The following is a 24263-nucleotide window of genomic DNA, read 5'->3' as shown; positions in this document are numbered from 1 at the left end:
AACGGCGCCGCGACGGTGTCCGTCTACGGGAAGGTCAGGCTCCAGCCGCTGATGTGGCCGGTGTCGTAGCGGGCCATGTCCCGCACCTGCAGCCGCCAGGTGCCGTTGGCCGTCTCCGACGACGCGTCGACGGTGTACGTCTCGTTGATGTTGTCCGCCGAGCCGCCGGTGCGGTTGCGCAGCCGGTACGACGTGCCGTCCGGGGCCAGCAGGTCGACGACCAGGTCACCGCTCCAGGTGTGCACGATGTCCACCGAGACCCTGAGGTCGCTCGGCGCGTTGCCGGTGCGGCCGGTGACGGTGATCGCGGACGTCACCGCGGCGCCGGCGTCCGGGATCGCCACGTCGGCGGTGGACTCGAAGGTGGTGCCGCCGCCTCCGGGGCCGCCGGAGCGCGTGCCGACGTTGACGGCCGCCCAGGCGTCCTGCACCGCCTTGTACTCGGCGCTGTCCGTGCCGTACAGCTCACCGGTCGCCGCCAGGGTGCCGGTGCGGGCCGCCGCGTAGTTGGTGGTGGAGGTGAACTTCGTGGTGAGCGCGCGGAACCAGATCTTCTCCGCCTTGGCGCGGCCGATGCCGGTGACCGGCAGGCCGTCGGAGGTGGGGGAGTCGTAGGTGACGCCGTTGACGGTCTTGGTGCCGCTGCCCTCGGCGAGCAGGTAGAAGAAGTGGTTCGCCACGCCCGACGAGTAGTGCACGTCGATCGAGCCGATGCCGGAGTACCAGGAGTCCTTGGACCGGCCGTCCTTGCTGGGCTTGTCCATGTAGCGCAGCGGCGTGCCGTTGCCGTTGATGTCGATCTCCTCGCCGATGAGGTAGTCACCGACGTCGGAGGAGTTGTTCGCGTAGAACTCGACGGTCGAGCCGAAGATGTCGCTGGTCGCCTCGTTGAGGCCGCCGGACTCGCCGCTGTAGACCAGGCCCGCGGTGTTCGAGGTGAGGCCGTGGGTCATCTCGTGCGCGGCCACGTCGATCGAGGTGAGCGGGTTGGCGTTGCCGGAGCCGTCGCCGTAGGTCATGCAGAAGCAGCTGTCCGACCAGAAGGCGTTGACGTAGTTGTTGCCGTAGTGGACCCGGGAGTACGCGCCGACGCCGTCCCCGCGGATGCCGTTGCGGCCGTGCACGTTCTTGTAGTAGTCCCAGGTCAGCGCGGCCCCGTAGTGGGCGTCGGCGGCGGCCGACTCCAGGTTGGAGGGACTGCCGTCGCCCCAGACGTCGTCGGATCCGGAGAACAGGGTGCCGGTGCCGGAGGTGCCGCGGTTGAGGTTGTACGTGCGGTGGTTGCCGCGCGCCCCGTCGGTCAGGCTGTACGTCGAGCCGGACCGGGTGGTCGTCAGGTCCACGGTGCCGCTGTAGACGGTGTGGCCGGTGCCGTTGTGCACGGCCTGCCACTCGTACAGCTTCTCGCCGGTGGTGGCGTCGGTGACGACGTGCAGTTCCTGCGGGGTGCCGTCGTGCTGCAGACCGCCGACGACCGTCTCGTACGCCACGACCGGCTTTCCGTCCGCCGCCCAGATCACCTTGCGCGGGGCCCGGTCGACGTCCGCGTCCTCGGCCCGCTCGGCCTTCGCGGCGGACAGGGCCTGCTGCTCGGCCTTCGCGGCCGGCACCTTCGCGGCGGTGGTGGCGGGCTTGACCGCGGCGCGGGTCGCCTTGACGACCTTGTCCGCCTCGCCGGCCGTGTCGCCCTGGACGACCAGGTCGCCGCCGAGGACGGGCAGCCCGTCGTAGGTGCGCTCGTAGCGGACGTGCACGGTGCCGTCGCGGTCCTTGAGGACGTCGCGGACGACGAGCTTCTCCTTCGCGCCCAGGCCGAGGTCCCTGGCGGTCCGCGCCGTGGCGGCGTCCGCCTCGCGGATCAGCGCGGCGCGCTGGGCGGGGGTGAGCCGCACCGACTCCGCGCCGGGCGCGGCGGCGCTCGCGGCCCGGGGCGCCGTGTCGGGGGCGGCGGTGGCGGCGCCGGACTGCACGGCCGTGGCGATCAGCGCGGCCACCCCGGCGAGGGCGACGGCGGCGGCGCGGCGCTGCGGGGTGCGGGGGGTGCGTCTGTGGGACGTCCTGCTTCTCAACGCTGACTCCTTCTGCGGGGCCGCGGGGGTGCGCGGCCTGGGGAGACCGATCGGCGGGTCAGCCGGCCGGGCAGAACGGAAGTGCTCCGAGCAGTGGCCGTCGGGCAACGGGCAGCCGAAGCTGTGGGGTTGCTGTGCAGCGGCCGTGGGAAGAGTGGCAGGGGATCGCGGTTTCTGTCAGGAGCGCGTCAGGAAGTTGGCCGGAACCCGTTCGGTGTCCGGGGGGAGGTGTCCGTTATGCGGACGGAGGGGAGGGGGCCCCGGCCCGGGCGGCCGGGCCCTCCGCCGTGGCGGGCCCCGGCCGCCGGCCTCACGGCGCGTCGGCCGGCCGGTCCCCGTGCCAGGACCGCCACAGCGCCGCGTACACCCCGTCCGCCGCCACCAGGGCGTCGTGCGTTCCCAGTTCGGAGACCCGGCCGTCCTCCATCACCGCCACCCGGTCCGCGTCGTGCGCGGTGTGCAGCCGGTGCGCGACGGCGACGACCGTACGGCCCTCCAGCACGGCGGCCAGGGCCCGCTCGGCGTGCCGGGCCGTCGTCGGGTCGAGCAGGGCGGTGGCCTCGTCGAGGATCAGCGTGTGCGGATCGGCCAGCACCACGCGCGCCAGGGCCAGTTGCTGCGCCTGCGGGCCGTCCGTGGGGTGACCGCCCTCGCCCAGCCCGGTGTCCAGCCCGCGCGGCAGCTCCCGCACCCAGCCGTCCGCGCCCACCACGGCCAGCGCCGCCCACAGCTCCTCGTCCCCGGCGTCCGGTGCGGCGATCCGCAGGTTGTCCCGGACCGACCCGAGGAAGACATGGTGCTCCTGGGTCACCAGCACCACCTGCCGGCGCAGCCGCTCCGGGTCCAGCGACGCCACCGGCACCCCGCCCACGGTCACGCTCCCGGCGGTCGGCGCGTCCACTCCCGCCAGCAGCCGGCTCAGCGTGGTCTTGCCCGCGCCCGACGGCCCCACCACCGCCAGCCGTTCGCCCGGCGTCACCGTCAGGTCCACCCCGCGCAGCACCTCGCCGCCCCCGTCGTACGCGTAGCGCACCCCGGTCACGTCGATACGGTCCCCGGCCGGGTCCGGGACGTCGCTCCGCCCCGCCGCGCGCGGCGCCCGGGCCAGCCCCTCCACCCGGGCGAACGAGGCGCCGCTCGCCTGGAGCTGCTCCAGCCGCATCAGCACCTCGTCCAGCGGGCCGCTCAGCTGCAGCAGATACAGCGAGGCCGCCACCACCGCGCCGAGACTCACCGCGCCCCGCCCGTGCAGCCACCCGCCGCACAGCAGCACCCCGGCCACCGGCACCACGTACGACAGCTCGACCACGGGGAAGAACACCGAGCGCAGGAACAGCGTGCGCATGCGGGCGCGGCGGGACGTCTCCAGCGCCTCCCGGCTCGCCCGGACCCGCCGCTCCTCCATCCGCAGCGCCTCCACGGTGCGAGCGCCCGACGCCGTCGACGCGACCACCTCGGCCACGTCCGAGTTGGCCGCGCCCTCGGCGAGGTACGCGTCCCGGGCCCGCCGCAGGTACCAGCGCAGCACCAGCCGGATCGGGGTGAGGCACAGCAGCCCCAGCGCGCCCAGCAAGGGGTCGACGAACAGGATCGCGGCCATGACGAACAACGACTGCACCGCGTTGACCAGCATCGAGGGACCGGCGTCGCGCAGCGTGGTGCCCACGGCGGTCACGTCGGCCGTGCCCCGCGTCGTCAGATCACCGGTGCCCGCCCGCTCCACCACGGCGGAGGGCAGCGCCAGCACCCGGTCCACGAACCGCTCCCGCACCCGCGCCAGTGTCCGCTCGCCGAACCGGTGTCCCACGAAACGGGCCCAGCGGGACAGCAGCAGCTGCGCCACCGCGCACGCCAGGATGACCGGCGCCAGCCGGTCCACCACCGCGGTGCCGCCGCCCGCCCGCACCTCGTCGACGATCCGCCCGAGCAGCCACGGCCCGGCCAGACCGGCCAGGGCCGCCAGGCCGTTCAGCGCCAGCACGCCCGCGAAGGCCCGGCCGTCCGCCCGCACCAGCTCCCCGGCCGCCCGGCGGACGTCGGCCGGTCCCGCCACCGGAAGCCGCTCCCCGCTCATCCCGTCACCTCCTCGGGGGCGTCCTGCCCGGCGTCCCTGGCCACGAGGAGCCGGTACTCCGGTTCGCCGTCCAGCAGTTCGCGGTGGGCGCCGCTCGCCGCCACCTTCCCGTCGACCAGGAAGAGCACCCGGTCGGCCCGGTCCAGCACCAGCGGCGAGGTGGTGGCCAGCACGGTCGTACGGCCCTGCCGCGCGGCGCGCAGCCGGTCGGCGACCAGGGCCTCGGTGTGCGCGTCGAGCGCCGAGGCCGGCTCCACCGCCAGCAGCACCTCGGGGTCGGCGAGCAGGGCCCGGGCCAGCCGGACCCGCTGCCGCTGGCCGCCGGAGAGGCTGCGCCCCTGCGCGGACACCACCGAGTCCAGCCCGCCGGGCAGTCCGCGCACGACGTCGTCGGCGGCCGCCGCGTGCAGCGCGCGCAGCACCTCCGCGTCGGACGCCCCGCCCCGGCCCGCCACCACCTCCCGCAGCGGGCCCGCGAACAGCGCGGCCTCCGGGTCGGCGACCAGGATCCGCTCCCGCACCCGCGCGAGCGCGATCTCGTCCAGCCGGACCCCGCCCCAGGTGACGTCCGACGGCGCGTACCGGCCCAGCCGGTCCACCACGGCCGCCGCGTCCGCGGGCCGGGCGCACACCAGCGCGGTCAGCCGCCCGGGCGGCACCCGCACCCCCGACTCCGGGTCGTCCAGCGCGGACGGCTCGGCCGGCGGGTCGGCGGTGGCCGCGTCCGGCGGCGGCTGGATCCGCAGCAGCGCCGCCACCCGCCCGGCCGCCACCACGCCCCGGCTGAGGTAATAGCCGCACTCGACCAGGAACATCACCGGCCACACCAGGACGGTCACGTACCCGTACACCGACACCAGTTCGCCGATGCTGATGTCCCCCTGCGCGGCCTGCCGCGCCGCGATCCAGGTCACCACCGCGAGGAACAGCGTCGGCAGCCCCGCGGCCAGCGCCTGCATCCAGCTCGTCACCGCCCCGACCCGGTAGCCCTGTTCCCGCAGCCGCCCCGAGTCGCGGCGGAACACGTCCGCGACCAGCCCCTTGCCGCCCAGCCCGCTCAGCACCCGCAGCCCGCCCGCGAGGTCCCCGATCCGGGCGGTCAGCACGCCCTGCCGCTGCCGGTACTCCGTCTCCGTGCCCTGGAGCCGCCCCATCAGCGGCCCCACGACCAGCCCGATCACCGGCACCCCGAGCAGCACCACCACGGCCAGCAGCGGCGACACCGACAGCAGCAGTCCCGCCACCGCCGCGTACGCCACGACCGCGCCGAACCCCGGCCCGACGGCGGTGAGCGACTGGGCGATCACCTGCACGTCGCCCACCCCGATGGTCACGACCTCCCCGGCCGCCGCCCGCCGCTCCAGCGCCGCGCCCAGCCGCACGGTGTGCCCGACGACCACCTTCACCGTGCGGAAGTTGGCGTCCATCCGGACCATCGTCATCGTGCGGTGCCGCATCATGCTCAGCCAGGCGTTGAAGGCGGTCACCAGGACCAGGGCGCCGGCCCAGCCGGCCAGCGCCGTCATGTCGCCCGGCCCCAGCCCGTCGTCCACCGCCCGCGACATCAGGTACGGCACCGCCGCCAGCAGCACCATCCACACACTGCCGTACACCGCCCCCGCCACGCAGCGCCCCGGCTGCCGGCGCACCAGCCACCACAGATAGCGGGCCCCGCCGCGCCCGTCGGGCGTGCCGGGGTCCCCGTAGGCGTCGATCACGTCCGTTCCCCTCCCCGTACGGCCCGGCGGCCGGTGTGCCCCGTCGTCGCGCCGGTCGCTCTCACGGGCGCTTCCGGAACGGCGCGAGCGTGGCCCGTACGTGTCCGGCGGCGCCCCAGTCGGGCTCGAACTGGGCGATCACGGCAAGGTGCTGCCGCAGCTGGAGGACGGGCATCCGGTCCCGCCAGCCGGCGTCGAGCCCGGTCAGCTCGGCGTACCGCTCGAAGAACACCCGCGCCTCGGGCGGGGGTGAAGTCGTCCACAGGTGGGCCAGGTCCACCTCCGCCCAGGTGTACGACACGGCGGGGTCGATCAGCGCGGGCCGCCCGTCGGGGGCGGCCATGACGTTCTGCGCCCACAGGTCGCCGTGCGTCAGGCAGGCGGGCCGGGCCGGCAGCAGCTCGGGCAGCCGGTCGCACAGCCGCTCCAGCGCCTGCCGGTCGGCGGCGTCCAGCGCCCGGCGGACCCGGGGCTCGTCGAGCCAGCGCAGCAGCCGGTGCCGGGCGAAGAACTCGAACCCGTCGTCCGTCCAGGTGTTGACCTGACGGCGGCGGCCCAGCCAGTTGTCCCGGTGCCAGCCGAACCGGTCGTGCCGCGTGCCGGTGTGCAGCCGGGCGACCGCGTGCGCGCACGCCTCCCAGAACGCCTCCGTGTCCGGCCGGGGACGCAGCACCGACAGCACGAGCAGGTCCCGGTCCGCGAGGACGACGTCCGGCGTGGTGACGCCGCCCGCCTCGCGCAGCACCGTCAGCCCCTCGGCCTCCGCGGCGAAGGCGTCGTCCGCCGGCGGCTCGCCGAACGCCTTCACGAACACCGGTGTGCCGTCCGCGCGGCACGCCAGCCCCGCGGTCGCGGCGAGGCCCCCGGAGGCCGGCTCGACCGTGCCGACATCGGTCAGCCCGGCCGCGTGCAGACGGGCGAGCAGCATCGACGTCGCCTCCGCCACCGGTGCGCTCCTCTCGGTCGGTCTCCCGTCACGGCCCCGGGAGCGGCCCCCCGACGGCGGCCCCCTCGGCGGGGCGTCACACCAGGCTGTCCCGCCAGGCCCGGTGCAGATCCGCGAACCGGCCGGCGCCGCCGATGAGTTCGTCCGGGCTGCCGTCCTCCACGATCCGCCCGCGCTCCATCACCAGCACCCGGTCCGCGATCTCCACGGTGGACAGCCGGTGCGCGATCACCACCGCCGTACGGCCCTTCAGCACCGTGGCCATCGCCCGCTGCACCGCCCGCTCGCCGGGAACGTCCAGCGAGCTGGTCGCCTCGTCCAGGATCAGCACCGCCGGGTCCGCGAGCAACGCCCGCGCGAACGCCACCAGCTGGCGCTGGCCGGCCGAGATACGGCCGCCGCGCTTGCGGACGTCCGTGTCGTAGCCGTCGGGCAGCGCGGCGATGAAGTCGTGCGCGCCGATCTCCTTGGCCGCCTGTTCGACCTCCTCCCGGGTGGCCTCCGGACGGCCGATCGCGATGTTCTCGGCGACCGTCCCGGAGAACAGGAACGCCTCCTGGGTCACCATCACCACCTCGCGCCGCAGGTCCCGTCCCGTCAGGTCGCGCAGGTCGACGCCGTCGAGCAGCACCCGTCCGCCGGAGGGGTCGTAGAACCGGGCGAGCAGCTTCGCCAGCGTCGACTTGCCCGCGCCGGTGGAGCCGACGACCGCGACGGTCTGCCCGGCCGGCAGGGTGAGCCCGAAGCGGGGCAGCACCTCGCCGCCGGTGCGGTACGCGAACCGCACGTCGTCGAAGACCACCTCGCGCCCGGGGAGAGCGGGGCGCCGCCCCGGCAGCTCGCGGGGGGCCGCCGGCTCCGGCACGGACGGGGTCTGCGCCAGCAGGCCGGCGATCTTCTCCAGCGAGGCCGCCGCCGACTGCGCCGAGTTGAGGAACATGCCCAGCCGGTCGATCGGGTCGTACAGCCGCCGCAGGTACAGCACGGCCGCCGCCAGCACGCCGAGCGCCAGCGTCTCCCCGGCCACCCGGTAGGCGCCCCACAGCACGATCAGCGCCACCGTGGTGTTGGCGGTCACCCGGGAGCCGACGACGTAGCGGGCCATCTCCAGCAGCGCGTCGCCGTTGGTCTTCTCGTGCCGCCGGTTCAGCACCGCGAAGTCGGCGTCGTTGGCCCGCTCACGGCGGAAGGCGCGCACCGGACGGATGCCGTTCATCGTCTCGACGAACTTCACGATCACCGCGGCGATCGCCGTCGACCGCCGCCGGTACACCCGCCGCGCCCGCCGCTGGTACGACCGCACCAGCAGGTACAGCGGCAGGAACGACGCCACCGCCACCGCACCCAGCCCCAGGTCCAGCCACAGCAGCAGCGCCGAGATGTACACGGCGGACAGGATGGTCGTCACCAGTTCCTGCAGGCCCTCCTCCAGCAGCTCCCGCAGCGACTCGACGTCGGTGGTGGAACGGGAGATCAGCCGGCCGGAGGTGTAGCGCTCGTGGAAGTCCACGCTCAGTGCCTGCGCGTGCCGGAAGATCCGCCCGCGCAGGTCGAGCAGCACGTCCTGGCTGACCCGGGCGGACGCGGTGACGAACGCGTACTGCAGCGCGCCGGCCGCCGACGCGCACAGCAGGTACCCCACCGCCACCGCGATCAGCGGCCCGTGGTCGTCGCCGCGGAACGCGGGCACCGCCCGGTCGATCGCGTACGCCACCAGCAGCGGACCGGCCTGCACGGCGGCCTGCTGGAGCAGCAGCAACAGCGCGGTCAGCGCCACCCGGCCGCGCATCGGCGCGAGCAGGGAGCGCAGCAGCGCGCCGGTGGCGCCCGGGGGAGTGGGCAGCACGTCCCGGTCGAAGGGGTCGCCGCCGCCCTGCTCCGGTGACCGGTCGTCGTCCTCGTCGCGGACGGGTGCGGTCGTGGCCGCCGTCATCGCTGCTCCTCCAGTTCCTCCGCCGGGTCGCCCGACATGAGGTGGGCGTACTCGGCATTGCCGCGCAGCAGTTCGTGATGGGTGCCGACCGCCGTGATCCGCCCGCCGGACAGCAGCGCCACCCGGTCGGCGAGCAGCACCGTGGACGGCCGGTGCGCCACGATCAGCGCCGTGGTGTCGGCGAGCACCCGGCGCAGCGCGGCCTCGACCGCGGCCTCGGTGTGCACGTCCAGCGCGGACAGCGGATCGTCCAGCACCAGGAAGTCGGGGCGCCCCACGACCGCGCGGGCGAGCGCGAGCCGCTGCCGCTGCCCGCCGGACAGGCTCAGGCCCTGCTCGCCGACCTGGGTGGCGGTGCCCTGCGGCAGCGCGTGTACGAAGTCGGCCTGGGCGACGGCCAGCGCGCGCTCCAGGTCCTCCTCGCCGCTGCCGCCGCCCATCAGGACGTTCTCGCCGACGGTCGCGGAGAACAGCGTCGGCTCCTCGAAGGCGACGGCCACGCGGGAGCGCAGCTCCTCCCGGGACATCGCCGTGATGTCCCGTCCGTCAAGGGTGATGCGCCCCTCGGTGACCTCGTGCAGCCGGGGCACGAGCGCGGTCAGCGTGGTCTTGCCGCTGCCGGTCGCACCGACGAGCGCCAGCGACTCGCCGGGCCGGATGTGCAGGTCGACGCGGTCCAGCACGGGCGGCGAGCCCTCGGGGGCGTCCGGGTAGCGGAAGGTGACGTTCTCGAACCGCAGCCCGCCCTCCCGGGGGCCGCTGTGCTTCCCGGCGGACGCCGTGGTGCCGGACTCCGGCTCCGCGTCCATCACCTCGAAGTACCGCTCGGTGGCCGTCGCCGCCTCCTGGCTCATCGCCAGCAGGAAGCCGATCGAGTCCACCGGCCAGCGCAGCGCCAGCGCCGTGGACAGGAACGCCACCAACGTGCCCGCCGACAGCGAGCCGTCCGCCACCTGCACCGCGCCCAGCACCAGCGCCGCCCCGATGGCCAGTTCGGGCAGGGTCACGATCACGCCGAGGATCGTCGCCAGCAGCCGCGCCTTGTGCAGCTCCGTGCCCCGCAGCTTCCCCGACAGCTCCCGGAACGCCCGCGCCTGGCTGCGGTGCCGGCCGAACCCCTTGATGATCCGGATGCCGAGCACGCTCTCCTCGACCACGGTCGTCAGATCGCCCACCTGGTCCTGCGCCTGCCGCGCCGCGCTCGAGTACCGCTTCTCGAACACCACGCAGGTGATCAGCACCGGCACCGCGGGCACCAGGATGACCAGCCCCAGCGTCCAGTCCTGGACCAGCATGATGATCACGCCGACCAGGATCGTCACCCCGTTGACCAGCAGGAACGTCAGCGGGAACGCCAGGAACATGCGCAGCAGCATCAGGTCCGTGGTGGCCCGTGACAGCAACTGCCCCGAGGGCCAGCGGTCGTGGAACGCGATCGGCAGCCGCTGCAGATGCCGGTACAGGCCGGCCCGCATCTCCGCCTCGACGTGCGACAGCGGCCGAGCCACCAGCCAGCGCCGCACCCCGAACAGCAGCGCCTCCGCCAGCCCGAGCAGCAGCAGGTACAGCGCGCCGAGCCACACCCCCGCCGGGTCCCGGTCGGCGATCGGCCCGTCGACCATCCACTTCAGCACGAGCGGGATGACCAGCCCGATGCAGGACGCCAGGACGGCGATGAACGCGGCGGTGAACAGGCGCGCCCGCACGGGGCGCACGTACGGCCACAGCCGCAGCAGCGTCCGCACGGTGGAGCGGGGTTCCCGGGGAGAAGGTGTAGTGGGCATCAGCAGTGAGAGTACGGTTCGCCACTGTCGCTGCCCACCGAATTCCGGCCCGGTCCGCCTCGGTCCCGGGACCTACGACCTGCGCCGCCGGGCGGCCGTGCCCCGGTGAACGGGCGCCGCGGACCGGGGAGCCGTACCACTCCATCGGCCGATCGGACGATGCGCGGTCGAGCGCGACGGCCGGTGTCCGCGCACCGCGCCCGCCGGAACACCGGCCGTCATGTCCGTCATCGACGTCACCGACCTGCGCAAGGCCTACGGCGGCCGGCCCGCCGCCGACGGGGTGTCCTTCTCCGTCGACGAGGGCGGGATCTCCGGCATCCACGGCCCCAGCGACGCCGGCAGGACCACCACCGTGGAGTGCGGGGAAGGCCTGCGCGTCCCCGACGCCGGGCGGGTCCGGGCCGCCGGACTCGGCCCCGTCGCCGACCACGAGGAGGTCACCCGCATCCTCGGCGCGCAGCTCCAGCAGAGCGGACTCCAGCCCGAGCCGACCGTCCGCGAGACCCCGGAGCTCCGCGCCTCCTTCCACCCCCGCCCCGCCGGCCGGCGCCCGCTCGCCGAACGGCCGGGTCTCCGAGACACGTCTGACGCACATCTTCGCCGAGCTGGGCGCCAAGGACCGGGCGGCGGCCGCGGCGACGGCGTACGACCGGGGCATCCTCGGCTGACCGCGCGCCTGCGCACGCCGGACGTCAGGGCAGCACCCGCAGCAGCAGCACCGACCGCCCCGGCACGGTGACCGGCGCCCCCGCGCGGTGCACCACGCCGGGCGCCCGGTCCTGCTCCTCCCGTGAGGTGTCGACGACCACCTCGTACCGCTCGGCCCACGGCGGCCCCGGCAGCAGGAAGCCGACCGGGTCCGCGCCCGCGTGCAGGACGGCCAGGAAGCTGTCGTCGAGCACCGGCACGCCCTGCTCGTCGCGTCCCGGGATGTCCCGGCCGGAGAGGTACATGCCGAGCGTGGCGGCCGGCGCGTACCAGTCGCCCTCGGTCATCTCCCGGCCGTGCGGGGTGAACCAGGCCAGGTCCCGCAGCCCGTCCGCGGAGTGCGCCCGGCCGGAGAAGAACGAGCGGCGGCGCAGCACCGGGTGCCGGTGGCGCAGCGCGATCAGCCGCGAGGCCAGCGCGAACAGCGGCCGCCACTCCGGGTCGTCCCGCAGGCTCCAGTCCACCCAGCCGATCTCGCTGTCCTGGCAGTAGGCGTTGTTGTTGCCGCGCTGGGTGCGGCCCATCTCGTCGCCGGCCACCAGCATCGGCACGCCCGTCGACAGCAGCAGCGTCGTCAGCAGGTTCCGCAGCTGCCGCCGCCGCAGGGCGCGCACGTCCCCGTCGTCCGTCTCGCCCTCCGCGCCGCAGTTCCACGACCGGTTGTCGTCCGTGCCGTCGCGGTTCCCCTCCCCGTTGGCCTCGTTGTGCTTGCGGTCGTACGACACCAGGTCGCGCAGGGTGAAACCGTCGTGCGCGGTGACGAAGTTGACCGAGGCGTACGGCCGCCGCCCGCCCCAGGCGTACAGGTCGCTGGACCCGGACAGCCGGTAGCCCATCTCCCGCACGTCCGGCAGCGCGTGCCGCCAGAAGTCCCGCACCGCGTCCCGGTAGCGGTCGTTCCACTCCGTCCACAGGGGAGGGAAGGCACCCACCTGGTAGCCGCCGGAGCCGACGTCCCACGGCTCCGCTATCAGCTTCACCCGGCGCAGCACCGGGTCCTGCGCGATCACCGCGAGGAACGGCGACAGCATGTCCACGTCGTGCATGGAACGGGCCAGCGCCGCCGCCAGGTCGAAGCGGAAGCCGTCGACGCCCATCTCCGTCACCCAGTAGCGCAGCGAGTCCGTGATCAGCCGCAGCACGTGCGGCTGCACCACGTGCAGGGTGTTGCCGCAGCCGGTGTAGTCGGCGTAGCGGCGGGCGTCCGGCTGGAGGCGGTAGTAGCCGCGGTTGTCGACGCCCTTCAGCGACAGCGTGGGGCCCAGCTCGCCCGCCTCGGCGGTGTGGTTGTAGACGACGTCGAGGATCACCTCGATGCCGGCCGCGTGCAGTGCCCGCACCATCCGCTTGAACTCGCCGACCTGCTGCCCGGCCGTCCCCGAGGCCGCGTAGGCGGCGTGCGGGGCGAAGTAGCCGATGGAGTTGTAACCCCAGTAGTTGCGCAGGCCCCGGCGCAGCAGGTGGTCCTCGTGCGCGAACTGGTGCACCGGCAGCAGCTCGACCGCCGTCACCCCCAGTCGCACCAGGTGCTCGATCGCCGCCGGGTGCGCCAGCCCGGCGTAGGTGCCGCGCAGCTCCTCCGGGACGTCCGGGTGGCGCATGGTGAAGCCGCGCACGTGCAGCTCGTAGATGACCGAGTCGGCCCACGGCGTCTTCGGCCGCCGGTCGTCCGCCCAGTCGTCGTCGTCGTGGACGACCACGCCCTTCGGCACGAACGGCGCCGAGTCCCGGTCGTCGCGCACGGTGTCCGCGACATGCTGCTCCGGCCAGTCGCGGACGTGCCCGTACACCTCGGGCGGCAGCACGAAGTCGCCGTCGACGGCCCGGGCGTACGGGTCGAGCAGCAGCTTCGCCGGGTTCCAGCGCCCGCCGGTCCACGGGTCCCAGCGGCCGTGCACCCGGTAGCCGTACCGCTGCCCGGGCAGCACCCCCGGCACGAAGCCGTGCCAGATGCCGTGCGTCAGCTCGGTCAGCCGGGCCCGGCTCTCCCGGCCGTGCTCGTCGAACAGGCACAGCTCCACCCCCTCCGCCCCGCCCGCCCAGAGCGCGAAGTTGGTCCCCGCCACCCCGTCCGGGCCGGTGCGGAACCGGGCGCCCAGCGGCGTCGGCCGGCCCGGCCGGACGGGCACCGTGGGCGCGGGCCGCGCCGGCCGTGCGCCGTTCACGACGACGGCCGGACGCCCGTCCCCGGTGGCCCGCTCTCCGGCCACCGCCTCCTGCTCGGCTGCGCTGGACACCTGTCAGCCTCCCGCGGCTCGTGGGGGACGACGGCGGACAGGGGAGCCACGGCCCGTGCGGCTCCGGCCGCGGCTCCCCGGTGCGTCGTCCTCCCACAGTTCTGCCCAGAGCGCGCCTCGCACTCACGTTTCCCCGAGGGGCGGCATGGTCGTTTCCCGGAGGCGGCGCCCGTCGTTGGGTACCGCGTGAGGCACGTACAAGGGCGCGCACGGCGCGCGAGGGCCGCGCTGGCCGTCGTGGTGACAGGGACAGGACTGCTGGCCGCGACGGCCGGGTGCAGCCCGGAGGGTCCCGTTCCGGGGGTGTTCGGGCCGCCGGGGCGCGGGGACGTCGTCCAGGTGTCCCCACGCGACGGCAGCACCGGCGTCCGCCCCGGCGAGCACCTGCGGGTGCGGGTGGCGGAGGGCCGGCTGGAGTCGGTGAGGGCGGTCGTGTCGCAGGACGCGCGCGAGTCGCCCGTCCCGGGTCGCGTCTCCGGCGACGGGCGCACCTGGAAGCCGGACGACGAACGGCTGGCGCTCGCCGCGAAGTACACGGTCGACGCCGTCGCCGTCGACGGCGAGGGACGCCGCTCTGCCCGGCGCACCACCTTCACCACGCACGTCCCGGAGGAACGCTTCATCGGCTACGTCGCCCCCGAGGACCGCTCCACCGTCGGCACCGGGATGATCGTCTCCCTGGAGTTCAACCGGAAGATCACCCGCCGCGCGGCCGTGGAACGCGCGGTCCGGGTCACCGCACGGCCCGCCGTCGAGATCCGGCCCCACTGGTTCGGCGGCACCCGGCTCGACTTCCGCCCCGAGCACTACTGGAAGCCCGGCACCGAGGTCACCGTCGACCTGGACCTGCGCGACGTCGAGGGCGCGCCCGGCGTCTACGGCCTGCAGCGCCGCACCTTCACCTTCACCGTCGGCCGCAGCCAGGTGTCCGTGGTCGACGCCGCCGCCCACACCATGCGGGTCCGCCGGGACGGGGAACTGCTCGCCACCGTGCCGGTCACGGCGGGCGCGGCCAGGACGCCCACGTACAACGGCAAAATGGTGATCACCGAGATGCTCGAGGTCACCCGCATGAACAGCCGCACGGTCGGCTTCGGCGGCGAGTACGACATCCCCGACGTCCCGCACGCCATCCGGCTGACCAGCTCCGGCACCTTCCTGCACGGCAACTACTGGGCGGCGCCCGAGGTGTTCGGAAGCGGCAACGTCAGCCACGGCTGCGTCGGCCTGCGCGACGTGAAGGGCGGCAGCGCGGACACCCCGGCGGGCTGGTTCTTCGACCGCAGCCTGATCGGCGACGTCGTCGAGGTGGTCAACAGCGAGGACCGCACGGTCGCGCCGGACAACGGCCTCGGCGGCTGGAACATGGACTGGAAGGAGTGGAAGGCGGGCAGCGCGGTGAACCGCCGCTGACCGTACCGCCCTCGGCGGGCCGTGAACTTGGAACGGAACGGTGACGGAACCGCCGTCTTCCACGCCCCTGGCCTGTGGTTACCATGCGCGGTGTGCGCGAGAGGCGCACTGGGGGGCCGGGTCCGGTCAGACCCGCCGAGGGGAGAAACAAGTGAACGTGGGGCCGATATCGGGGGCGCCGGTGGGCGCGCGGCGCGGCGGCAGGAAGTTCGCGGCGCTGGCACTCGGGGTGATGCTGGCGGTCACCGCCTGCGGCGGCGGGGGATCGGAGCCGGCCTCAGGCCCGGGCGACGGCAAGGGCAAGGGCAAGGACTCCACGGCGGCGCGCAGCACGCAGTCCGAGGCCGTGGTCGCCATCGCCCCGCGCGACGGCGCCACGTCGGTCGGGACCAGCGGCGAGCTGAAGGTGACGGCCGCCCGGGGCAAGCTCACCGAGGTCGTCGTCAAGAACGCCGAGGGCGAGGCCGTCGAGGGCGCGATATCCAGGGACGGCGCCTCCTGGACGCCGTCCACCCACCTGGCCGCCTCCACCACCTACACGGTGCACGCGGTCGCCGAGGACGCCGAGGGCCGCGCCACCTCGCAGGACTCCCGCTTCACCACCCTGACGCCGAAGAAGACCTTCCTCGGGCACTTCACCCCCGAGGACGGCTCCACCGTCGGCGTCGGAATGCCCTTCTCCCTCCGCTTCACCCGGGGCATCACCCACCCCGAGGACGTCGAGAAGGCCATCCGCATCACCACCGAGCCGGCCGTCGAGGTCGAGGGCCACTGGTTCGGCAACGACCGCCTCGACTTCCGCCCCGAGAAGTACTGGAAGGCCGGCACCAAGGTCACCGTCGACCTCGACCTCGACGGCGTCGAGGGCCGCGACGGCGTCTACGGTGAGCAGGCCAAGACGGTCTCCTTCACCGTCGGCCGCAGCCAGATCTCCGTGGTCGACGCCAAGAAGCACACCATGAAGGTGATCCGCGACGGCAAGGTGATCAAGAAGATCCCGGTCACCACCGGAGCCCCGGGCTACGAGACCTGGAACGGCAAGATGGTCATCAGCGAGAAGCTGAAGGTCACCCGCATGAACGGCGAGACGGTCGGCTACGCCGGCGAGTACGACATCGAGGACGTCCCGCACGCCATGCGCCTGTCCACCTCCGGCACCTTCATCCACGGCAACTACTGGGGCGGCGACGCCTTCGGCAACCGCAACGCCAGCCACGGCTGCATCGGTCTGCGCGACGTGCAGGGCGGCTGGGACAAGAAGGCCCCGGGGGCCTGGTTCTTCGACAACTCGCTGATCGGTGACGTGGTCGAGGTGAAGAACTCCGACGACGCCGTGATCGCCCCGGACAACGGCCTCAACGGCTGGAACATGTCCTGGGAGAAGTGGAAGGCGTAGGACGCCCGCTTCCCGGCCCACGGCCCCGGTGTCCGCACCGGGGCCGTTGTCGTACCCCTGCGGGCGCGAGCCACGGCGCCGGCTCGCCAGCCGTTGGTCACCGTGCTGTGCTTGCCCGGGGGCGACCCCCGGACCCCCGGCACGGGTGTGAGCCACGGCGCCGGCTCGCCAGCCGTTAGTCACCGTTAACCTGCTGCCATGACCGTACATCTCGAAGTCGCCGAGGGCGTCGGCACGCTGCGCCTGGACCGCCCGCCCATGAACGCGCTGGACGTCGCCACGCAGGACCGTCTGAAGGAGCTCGCCGAGGAGGCCACGCGCCGCGAGGACGTGCGCGCCGTGGTGATCCACGGCGGCGAGAAGGTGTTCGCGGCGGGCGCGGACATCAAGGAGATGCAGGCCATGGACCACACGGCGATGGTCCTGCGCGCCCGCGCCCTCCAGGACTCCTTCACCGCCGTCGCCCGCATCCCCAAGCCGGTCGTGGCCGCCGTCACCGGATACGCGCTGGGCGGGGGCTGCGAGCTCGCCCTGTGCGCCGACTACCGCATCGCCGGGGAGAACGCCAAGCTCGGCCAGCCCGAGATCCTGCTCGGCCTGATCCCGGGCGCGGGCGGCACCCAGCGGCTGGCCCGGCTGATCGGCCCGTCCAAGGCCAAGGACCTGATCTTCACCGGCCGTCAGGTGCGGGCCGACGAGGCGCTGTCCCTCGGCCTGGTGGACCGTGTGGTCCCCGCCGACGAGGTCTACGCCCAGGCCCACGCCTGGGCCGCGAAGCTGGCACAAGGGCCGGCGATCGCGCTGCGGGCGGCCAAGGAGTCGGTCGACACCGGGCTGGAGACGGACATCGACACCGGACTCGCGGTGGAACGCAACTGGTTCGCGGGTCTGTTCGCCACGGAGGACCGCGAGCGGGGCATGCGCAGCTTCGTGGAGGAAGGCCCCGGCAAGGCGAAGTTCCTGTGACGAGCGGGTGAAACCCCCACACCGGAATCGCAGGTGACGTCATGCCCGATCCGGCCCCCCGGCGGTGCGCATTATGGGAGCCTTGACGCACCCTTAAGCCGTTTCCGTCGAGGGGGCCCGTCGATTGCCCGAGCGTGAATCGCTGCCGCAGGTCGAGCAGGCTTTCGGAGCCATTGGCATGTCTTTGGCATACACCGGAGGATCGCGGCGGACTGGGGGCGCACGGGGGGCGTATTCCCTCGGAACGGCCCCTGCCGCCCCGGTGTGCGGCCATGATGAGGGCATGGCGGGGCTGGAGGGCATGGAACAGCCGCGGGGAGACGGGCGCGCCACCGCGTCGCGCTGGTCGCCGACGGTCGAGGACGAACGTGCCGTACAGGCACTGGAGTTGTACGGCGACCCCACGGAGGGTGAAGTTCCGCTCCCGTCCCGCCCCGAGTCCGCCGCCCTCGCCCGCCGGCTCGTCCAGATCGTCATCCTGCGCCGGTGGGGCCTGCCCCCCAAGCTCACCGAGGACGCCGTGCTGCTGGTTTCGGAGCTGGTCGGCAACGCCGTACGCCACACCGGGGCCCGCGCCTTCGGCCTGAGCATGCGGCACCGCCGGGGCTGGATCCGCGTCGAGGTCCGCGACCCGTCCCGCGCCCTGCCGTGCCTGATGCCGGTGCAGGAGACGGACGTCAGCGGCCGCGGCCTCTTCCTCGTCGACGAACTCGCCGACCGCTGGGGCGTCGACCTCCTCTCCCACGGCAAGACCACCTGGTTCGAGATGCGCGTGGCGGACCGCTGATCAGCGGCGCTCCCGGGCCGGATAATCTGGCCCGCGTCAGTACACGTACGAAATGAACGAGGGGCGGACCGGTGGCGGACATCGAGGAAGCACGGAAGCAGTTCGAGCGGATCGACACGAACGGGGACGGGTTCATCACCGCTGCCGAGTTCAAGACCGCGCTGGCCCAGGGCGGCGACTGGAACGTCACCGAGACGGTCGCCGAGGCCGTCATCGCGTCGCGGGACCTCGACGGCGACAAGCTGCTGTCCTTCGACGAGTTCTGGGCGCACCTGGACAAGTAGGCGTGGTCCCGGAGCGGGCCGGGGTCAGGCGCCCTCGGCCCACTCCTTCAGCGCCGGCCTGCTGGGGAAGTCCGCGACGTTCTTGTCCAGCGGGTCGTCGGTGTACTGGTGGAAGCGCCACTCCGCCTGGATGCGGGGCTTCCCGGCGGTGACGTAGTCGGCGATCCAGAGGCCGTCGCCCGCGTGGGACGTGGTGTCGACATTCAGCCAGAAATTCCGATTGCAATACAGGATGACCCTGTTGTCGGGGCGCAGCTCCTTCACCTTCCGGATGAAGCGGTCCTTCTCCGCGTTGCTCGCGTGCGTTCCCTCGCCCGTCGTCTCCCAGTCGACCGCGAGGACGTCCCCCTGTCTCTCCGGGGCCTTGCGCACGAAGTACTCCGCCTGGGCCGTGAGGTTGCCCGGCCAGAGGAAGTGGTAGAAGCCGACGACCAGACCGGCTTCACGGGCCCTCTCCGTCTGGGCCGAGAGCCTGGGGTTGGTGTACGAACGGCCCTCCGTCGCCTTGATGAAGACGAAGGACAGGCCGTCGGTGTCGTACGAGGACGACTGGTACGCACTCACGTCGATGCCGCGCAGCATGGGGCTCCCTGAGGTGCTGGTGGAGGGAGGGGAGTCGGAATGATTTCTTCCCCGCCCTGGTGCGGGCGACCCGTTCGGGACGTGGAAAGTTCGGTTTCGGCGGTCACTGACGTCTCAGGTGTCACTTCAATATCACTTCTCCGTTATGTTTTGATCACTTCGCACGGATGAACTAGCCGGGGAAGTAGTGTGAGTTGACGAACGATGAGAGCGCGGAGAGACGACATGGCCGAACCGGCTGAGGCGGCGGCGTTACCCGCGCCGATCGACACGCTCCTCGCCGCCGCCGTCGCCCGGCGCTTCTACCTGGAGCAGCGGTCGAAGGTGGAGATCGCCAAGGAGTTCGGCATCAGCCGGTTCAAGGTGGCCCGCCTCCTCGACGCGGCCGTGGCCCACGACATCGTGCGGATCGACATCACCGTCCCGGCCGAGATCGACGTCCCGCTCGGACGGGCACTGACCGAGCGGTTCGGTCTCCGGCACGGCATCGTCGTCAACCTGGGCCGCGGTGAGAGCGGTACGGCGGCGTCGGCGGACCAGTGGCAGAGCGGGCGCTGGCTCGGCACGGCGGCGGCCCGGCTGGTCTCGGAGATCGCCGAGGAGGGCGACGTCCTCGGGCTGGACGGCAGCCACGCGGTGGACGCGCTCAGCGAGGCGGTCACCCGGCTGCCGCTGTGCGACGTGGTCCAGCTGACCGGGGTGCACGGGCGGGACCTCGCCCATGACGCCGCGATCACCGCGGTCCGCCGTACGGCAGCGGCGGGCGGGGGCAGGGCGTTCCCCCTCCACACCCCGTTCCTGCTGCCCGACGCGGCGACGGCCGCCGTCCTGCGCAGCCAGCCCGCCACCGCCGAGACGCTGGACCGGTTCGGTCTGGTCACCAAGGCCGTCGTCGGCATCGCGGCGTGGGACGCCCCGCACTCCGCGGTGTACGACGCCCTGTCCGAGCGGGAGCGGGAGACGCTCCGGGAGGCGGGAGCGTGCGCCGAGGTGGCCGGCCACGTCCTGGACGCCACCGGCCGGGTGATCCCCACCGAGCTGAACGCCCGCACGATCGCCGTCAGCGTCGCCGAACTCCGCGGCGTCGCGGAGCTGATCGGCGTCACGGCCGGAGGACGCGGCGCCGGGGCGGTCCGCGCCGCACTGAGGTCCGGACTGCTCACCGGAGTCGTCACGGACGCCACCACCGCGCGCCGCCTCCTCTGGCGCGACGACCCGGACGCCCTGGACGACCCGGACGCCCTGGACGACCCGGATGCCCTGGACGACCCGGCACGGACCGCACCGTCGTCCCGATCCACCGAGTGAGGACAGCGATGAACCAGCAGGACGAGGCGCTCCCGCCCGTTCCGGACGACATCCGCGAGGCGGGCCGCCTCGCCCCGGACCACTGGCTGGGGGTGGTCGACCCGATGTGGTCCGGGGAGGGGAAACCGCCGGAGTGGGCGATGACCGGCCGGTGGCGGTCCGGCCTCGACGGTGAGATCGTCGAGTGGGAGGACAACCCCGAGTACCGGCCGTCCCCGCGCGCGCTCGGCTGGCCCGAGCCGGAGGACGAGGTGGACCGCGCCATCCAGCTCGCGTCGACCGGCTACGGGCCCGGCGAGGCGGTGCCGGCGGCGCTGGCGGGGAGGGAAGTCGCCGTGCTGACGGCGCCGGGCGGCGGTCTGCTGAGTGCGGCGGCGCCGGACGGGACGCCGGTCGTGCCGCTGTTCACCTCGTCGGTGTTCCTGCACACGTCGGGGCGTTTCGCCTTCGAACTCGTCGGCGTCGACGAGCTCTTGACGCGCGTCCCCGAGGGACACGTGCTGTACCTGAACCCCTCGGCCGCGGTGAGCATGCTGCTGGATCCCGACGCCGTACGCGACGCGGTCCAAGGCGGTGCGCAGGAGCGGGCCCCCGCCGCCGCGCCCGTGGACCGCACCGCGCGGGTGCTGACCGAGGCCGTTCACCCGGTCCGGGGGACGGACGCGTGAGCCGCTGGTCGTCCGTGATGCCGGGCCGGGGACGCCGGTCCGGCTCCGGCGCGGGCCGCCGCGGCACGGCGAGCCCGGCCGGCGGTGCGAACGGCACCGGGAACCGGGGCGTCGGCGGCCCGCCGGTCGAGGACGTCGACGGCGTGCTGCTGGTGCGCTCGGTCGAGGACGACTCGTTCCCGCTGGACGTCGTGGCCGAGGTGGCGGGCGCCGTCGGGCGGGAGGAGGACGTCGTCACGGTGATCGTGGGCTCCGCCGCCGGGGGCGGGGGGCCCGACGCCGACCACTGGGCACGGCTGGGCACGCTCCTCGACTCCCTCCGCGCGCGGGGCACCGAACGGGTCCGGCTCGTGATGTCCGGCGCCGGTGACGACCGGCCGGACCGGCCCAGCGTCGCCCGCAGGATCGCGGACGCCTGGGAACTGGAGGTGACGGCCCCGGACGGGGCCGTCCTGATCACGCCCGGGGGAGCGCTCTTCGTCCACGGCGACTCCGGTCCCGGACGCGCGTGGTGGCGGTTCGCGCCCGGCGCGGAGCCGCGGAAGGCGGGCCGGCGCGCCCCGGCGCCCGTCTGGGAGGAGGCGCTGGACGGGGTGCCCGTGCGCACGGCCGGCGGCTGCGTCGTGGACCGTGTCCCGGCGGGCGTGGTGATCCGCCCGGCCGAGGCGCCCGGACCCGCCCCCGACGACCTGTGCTTCTCCGTACCCGTCGACTTCGAGCGGCTGACGGTGCTGGTCGGCGCCCCGCAGGCGGAGGACGTCGCCGCCGACGAGGTCGCCGCCGTCCTCAGCGGGCTGCCGGAGGCGGAGCGCGCCCGCACCCGGATCGCGCCCGGCGGCCGGCGTGACCTGCTGCGGCTCGGGCAGTCGGTCGCCGACCTGCTGGGCGCCGAGGTGGAGGTGCTCACCGGCCTGCCGCTGCTCGACGACCACGCGCCGCCCGGAACGCCTCCCCGGCCGACGCTGGTCGGGCTGGACGGCAGGCCGAGCTGGCGGCCGTTCGTGTCGTCCGTGGTCTGCGGTCCGGTCGACTCCGAGGGGCGGGCTCCCGTCCCCAGGCCGGTGGAGATCCACCCGCCCGACTGGATCCTCGGCGGCGGTGAGCGGGGGACGGTACGGCTGACGGACCGCTGGCAGGCGACGGTGACCCGGGCCGGCCTCGCCCTGTGGACGCCGGGCGGCCCCCGCCCGGGACCGCTCGGACCGCCCGTCGACCCCGAGGTGTGCGCCATCGAACTGGGCATGCCCGGCCAGCCGTTGGACGACTCCCTGCTGCCCGCGCTGTCCCGCCTCGTGCGCGGCCTCGGAACCGACGTCCGGTCGCGCACCACCCTGCTGGTCCGCGGCAGGCTCCTGGCGGGCGACGGCGCTCTGCGCCGCCTGGCCGCCGAACACGGCATACCGAACATCCGCTACGTCACCACCGCCCGGCCCTCGTACCCGGGCACGGTGACCGGCCGGCCGGGGACGGCCGCGGAGCCCGGCCGTGTCCCACCGCCCGGGCGGACGGCCCGGGGGCCCGGCCCGGCCACCGCGTCGCCCGCGGCCGGACCCGGCACGGGCACCGGCGGCCCGTCGGCCGCCGAGCCCGGTCGGGTGCTGCCGACCGTGTCCCACGGTTCCGGCACAGCGGCCGCCCTGCCCGCCACCGGGGCGGGCCGTGGACCGGGTGTGGTTCCTGCAGTGCCTGCCGGTGGGGCGGGGCGCGGGGCCGGTGGGGCCGGTGCCGGCCTGCGGGATGGCGGGTCCGGTGAGGCTTCGGTGTCCGGTGGGGCGGGCCGTGGACCGGGTGTGGTTCCTGCAGTGCCTGCCGGTGGGGCGGGGCGCGGGGCCGGTGGGGCCGGTGCCGGTCCGCGGGATGGCGGGTCCGGTACGGCCTCTGCCCCTCCGGCCACCGGGCCCGGCGCCGGGGCGGTCCGTCGGCCCGGTGCGGCTGTGAGCGGTCCGTCGGCCGCCGGGCCCGGAGGCCGGGTTGCCCGCCCCGGCGGTACGGCCGCCGTCGATCCGCAGGCCGCCGGGCCCGGGGTGCGGGTGCCCCCGGATGCCGCGTCCCCGGATGCCCGGGTGGACACGGATGCCCGGGTGGACACGGACGTCCCCGACCGGCCGGCCGCCGGTGCCGGGGGATCCGTGCCTCCGGGATCCCTTCGGGAGGGCGGGTCCGTTCCGTCACCGGCCTCCCCTCCGGCCGGAGGGAAGTCCGAAGTGGATACGGAGGCCACCGAACCCGGGGAAGCGGAGCCCGGGGCATCCGTGCCCACCGTGTCCGCCGTGCCCGAAGCGTCCTCGGAGTCCCGTCCGGAGGGGCGGCCCGCCGAAGGACCCGCGACCGCCGCGTCTCCGGAGGCCGGTGCCGCCGCCGGGAGCGGGCAGAGGGCTCCCGGGGCCGCCGCGTCGCCGGACGGCGGGGCGGGCCCGGAGGCCGTGGGGCCTCGGTCCGCTTCCCCGGCCGGGGCGCGCCCCGGAGCCGACGGTGCCGTCGGCGGGGCGGGGCGCACCGCCGCCGAGGGGGGCGGTCCGGGGCCGGACGGCGGCCGGGCCGTGCGTGCCGGGGCGGTGCCGGGACCGCGGGGGCGGAGCGGTGAGGCGCCCGCCCCGAACCGTGTCGCCCTTCCGTTCGTACCCGGGCACGTCAGCGGGGCCGCCGAGCGTGCCGCGTTCCGGGAGGCCGCGGCCGGGGCCTGGGAGGTGCACGCCGCCGCCGTGTCACGGGTGCTCACCCGGATGCCCGCCCTGCGCGGTCACGAACTGGAGGCGGCGCGGGCCGATCTCATCGCCGCGCACGCCTACCTCACCGCCGAGGAAGGGCCCCTGCACCACCGCGAGCTGATCCGGGACCTGCACACCGGCGAGGGGCGCCTGCTGCCCTACGGCGGCTGTCTGGCGTCCGCTCTGCGCCGGCTGCCCTCCTACCGGGGCGTGGCCCTGCGCGGCGGGGACGCCGACGGCCCCGGGCCGGCGGTCGGCACGCTGCTGCACGACCCCGCCCCGGTCAGCGCCCTGGCCGGATCCTCGGCGCTCCCCGCCGGGGCCCCCGTGCGCTACGCGATCTGGTCCGTCACCGGACGCAAGGTACGGCAACTGCTCGACCGTCCGGGCGGCTCCCCGGAGACGTACGAGGAGATCGTCTTCGTGCCGGGGACCGGCTTCCGGGTGCTGGGGGTACGGACCGAGCCCGCGGGCCCCTCCGTCGTCCTGCTGCGTGAGCTCCCCGGGAACGCGACCGCCTACATGGACGGGTCGGAGGAACTGAGCGGGCTGGACCTCAAGGCCCTCACGCACCTCGAGGAGGCGCTGGCCAAGGGCTTCCGCACCGGTGACGACCCGCAGTGGCCGGAACGCTGTTCCGGGCCCGTGGGTCAGGACGGATAACGAGCGGGGTCGCGCC

The 24263-nt window shown here is 74.5% G+C and carries 16 protein-coding genes and 1 pseudogene; 9 read left to right on the top strand and 8 right to left on the bottom strand.

The annotated features are described in order from the left end of the window. Nucleotides 1-23 precede the first annotated feature (23 nt). The 6 genes from C1708_RS10175 to C1708_RS10150 form a co-directional block, all read right to left on the bottom strand. Nucleotides 24-2069 carry a M4 family metallopeptidase gene (locus C1708_RS10175; protein ID WP_106412360.1) on the bottom strand — a complete coding sequence of 682 codons (2046 nt, stop codon included), beginning with the start codon at nt 2067-2069 and terminating at the stop codon, nt 24-26. Nucleotides 2070-2379: 310 nt separating this feature from the next. After that, nucleotides 2380-4143 (bottom strand): ABC transporter ATP-binding protein, encoded by a 1764-nt coding sequence (locus tag C1708_RS10170; protein WP_106412359.1) that lies wholly within the window; start codon nt 4141-4143, stop codon nt 2380-2382. Beyond that, entirely contained in the window at nt 4140-5861 is a 1722-nt protein-coding gene (locus C1708_RS10165; protein ID WP_106412358.1) for an ABC transporter ATP-binding protein, read from the bottom strand. Before C1708_RS10165 ends, C1708_RS10170 begins: the two co-directional genes overlap by 4 nt. 61 nt (nt 5862-5922) lie before the next feature. Beyond that, the gene (locus C1708_RS10160; RefSeq protein ID WP_241911218.1) at nt 5923-6807 is read right to left on the bottom strand and encodes a fructosamine kinase family protein; all 885 of its coding nucleotides are present in this window, start codon (nt 6805-6807) and stop codon (nt 5923-5925) included. Between the two features lie 76 nt (nt 6808-6883). Next, nucleotides 6884-8740 carry an ABC transporter ATP-binding protein gene (locus tag C1708_RS10155; RefSeq protein ID WP_106412357.1) on the bottom strand — a complete coding sequence of 619 codons (1857 nt, stop codon included), beginning with the start codon at nt 8738-8740 and terminating at the stop codon, nt 6884-6886. Next, nucleotides 8737-10524 carry an ABC transporter ATP-binding protein gene (locus tag C1708_RS10150; protein ID WP_106412356.1) on the bottom strand — a complete coding sequence of 596 codons (1788 nt, stop codon included), beginning with the start codon at nt 10522-10524 and terminating at the stop codon, nt 8737-8739. Before C1708_RS10150 ends, C1708_RS10155 begins: the two co-directional genes overlap by 4 nt. A 220-nt stretch (nt 10525-10744) precedes the next feature. On the opposite strand from C1708_RS10150, the pseudogene C1708_RS10145 reads away from it, so the two are divergent. Then, nucleotides 10745-11101, top strand: a pseudogene (locus C1708_RS10145) (ATP-binding cassette domain-containing protein); the annotation flags it as partial. 118 nt (nt 11102-11219) lie between these two features. On the opposite strand, the gene glgX reads toward C1708_RS10145, so the two are convergent. Further along, complete coding sequence (gene glgX, locus C1708_RS10140; RefSeq protein WP_106412354.1) at nt 11220-13472, bottom strand: glycogen debranching protein GlgX; 2253 nt, start codon at nt 13470-13472, stop codon at nt 11220-11222. 186 nt (nt 13473-13658) lie between these two features. On the opposite strand from glgX, the gene C1708_RS10135 reads away from it, so the two are divergent. From C1708_RS10135 to C1708_RS10115, 5 genes are all read left to right on the top strand, one after another. Further along, on the top strand, nt 13659-14885 hold the full coding sequence (locus tag C1708_RS10135; RefSeq protein ID WP_106412353.1) for a L,D-transpeptidase: 1227 nt from the start codon (nt 13659-13661) through the stop codon (nt 14883-14885). 151 nt (nt 14886-15036) lie between these two features. Beyond that, the gene (locus tag C1708_RS10130) at nt 15037-16281 is read left to right on the top strand and encodes a L,D-transpeptidase (RefSeq protein WP_241911217.1); all 1245 of its coding nucleotides are present in this window, start codon (nt 15037-15039) and stop codon (nt 16279-16281) included. 198 nt (nt 16282-16479) lie between these two features. Continuing rightward, nucleotides 16480-17247, top strand: a complete 768-nt coding sequence (locus C1708_RS10125) for an enoyl-CoA hydratase/isomerase family protein (protein ID WP_106412352.1) — start codon at nt 16480-16482, stop codon at nt 17245-17247. 283 nt (nt 17248-17530) lie between these two features. Next, nucleotides 17531-18034 carry an ATP-binding protein gene (locus C1708_RS10120; protein WP_241911216.1) on the top strand — a complete coding sequence of 168 codons (504 nt, stop codon included), beginning with the start codon at nt 17531-17533 and terminating at the stop codon, nt 18032-18034. A gap of 71 nt (nt 18035-18105) precedes the next feature. After that, complete coding sequence (locus C1708_RS10115; RefSeq protein WP_106412350.1) at nt 18106-18318, top strand: EF-hand domain-containing protein; 213 nt, start codon at nt 18106-18108, stop codon at nt 18316-18318. Nucleotides 18319-18342: 24 nt separating this feature from the next. Here C1708_RS10115 and C1708_RS10110 read toward each other — a convergent pair whose 3' ends face one another. Continuing rightward, nucleotides 18343-18900, bottom strand: a complete 558-nt coding sequence (locus C1708_RS10110) for a glycoside hydrolase family 25 protein (RefSeq protein ID WP_106412349.1) — start codon at nt 18898-18900, stop codon at nt 18343-18345. Between the two features lie 225 nt (nt 18901-19125). Here C1708_RS10110 and C1708_RS10105 point away from each other — a divergent pair, with 225 nt between their 5' ends. From C1708_RS10105 to C1708_RS10095, 3 genes are read left to right on the top strand one after another with little or no spacing between them, the layout of a single operon-like run. Continuing rightward, nucleotides 19126-20208, top strand: a complete 1083-nt coding sequence (locus C1708_RS10105) for a sugar-binding transcriptional regulator (RefSeq protein WP_157951261.1) — start codon at nt 19126-19128, stop codon at nt 20206-20208. Between the two features lie 8 nt (nt 20209-20216). Then, nucleotides 20217-20876 carry a type VII secretion system-associated protein gene (locus C1708_RS10100; RefSeq protein ID WP_106412347.1) on the top strand — a complete coding sequence of 220 codons (660 nt, stop codon included), beginning with the start codon at nt 20217-20219 and terminating at the stop codon, nt 20874-20876. Further along, nucleotides 20873-24247 (top strand): hypothetical protein, encoded by a 3375-nt coding sequence (locus C1708_RS10095; protein WP_106412346.1) that lies wholly within the window; start codon nt 20873-20875, stop codon nt 24245-24247. Before C1708_RS10100 ends, C1708_RS10095 begins: the two co-directional genes overlap by 4 nt. The last annotated feature ends 16 nt before the right edge of the window (nt 24248-24263 follow it).

It is taken from the genome of Streptomyces sp. DH-12 (assembly GCF_002899455.1).
GTDB lineage: Bacteria > Actinomycetota > Actinomycetes > Streptomycetales > Streptomycetaceae > Streptomyces.
Note: the sequence above shows the minus strand (reverse complement) of the source record. Positions and strands in the feature narration are given on the sequence as shown.

Coding starts and splice junctions, on each gene's coding strand:
- C1708_RS10105 (WP_157951261.1), top strand. CDS start 19,126: ATGGCCGAACCGGCTGAGGCGGCGGCGTTACCCGCGCCGATCGACACG.
- C1708_RS10150 (WP_106412356.1), bottom strand. CDS start 10,524: ATGCCCACTACACCTTCTCCCCGGGAACCCCGCTCCACCGTGCGGACG.
- C1708_RS10100 (WP_106412347.1), top strand. CDS start 20,217: ATGAACCAGCAGGACGAGGCGCTCCCGCCCGTTCCGGACGACATCCGC.
- C1708_RS10155 (WP_106412357.1), bottom strand. CDS start 8,740: ATGACGGCGGCCACGACCGCACCCGTCCGCGACGAGGACGACGACCGG.
- C1708_RS10170 (WP_106412359.1), bottom strand. CDS start 4,143: ATGAGCGGGGAGCGGCTTCCGGTGGCGGGACCGGCCGACGTCCGCCGG.
- C1708_RS10125 (WP_106412352.1), top strand. CDS start 16,480: ATGACCGTACATCTCGAAGTCGCCGAGGGCGTCGGCACGCTGCGCCTG.
- C1708_RS10110 (WP_106412349.1), bottom strand. CDS start 18,900: ATGCTGCGCGGCATCGACGTGAGTGCGTACCAGTCGTCCTCGTACGAC.
- C1708_RS10120 (WP_241911216.1), top strand. CDS start 17,531: ATGGCGGGGCTGGAGGGCATGGAACAGCCGCGGGGAGACGGGCGCGCC.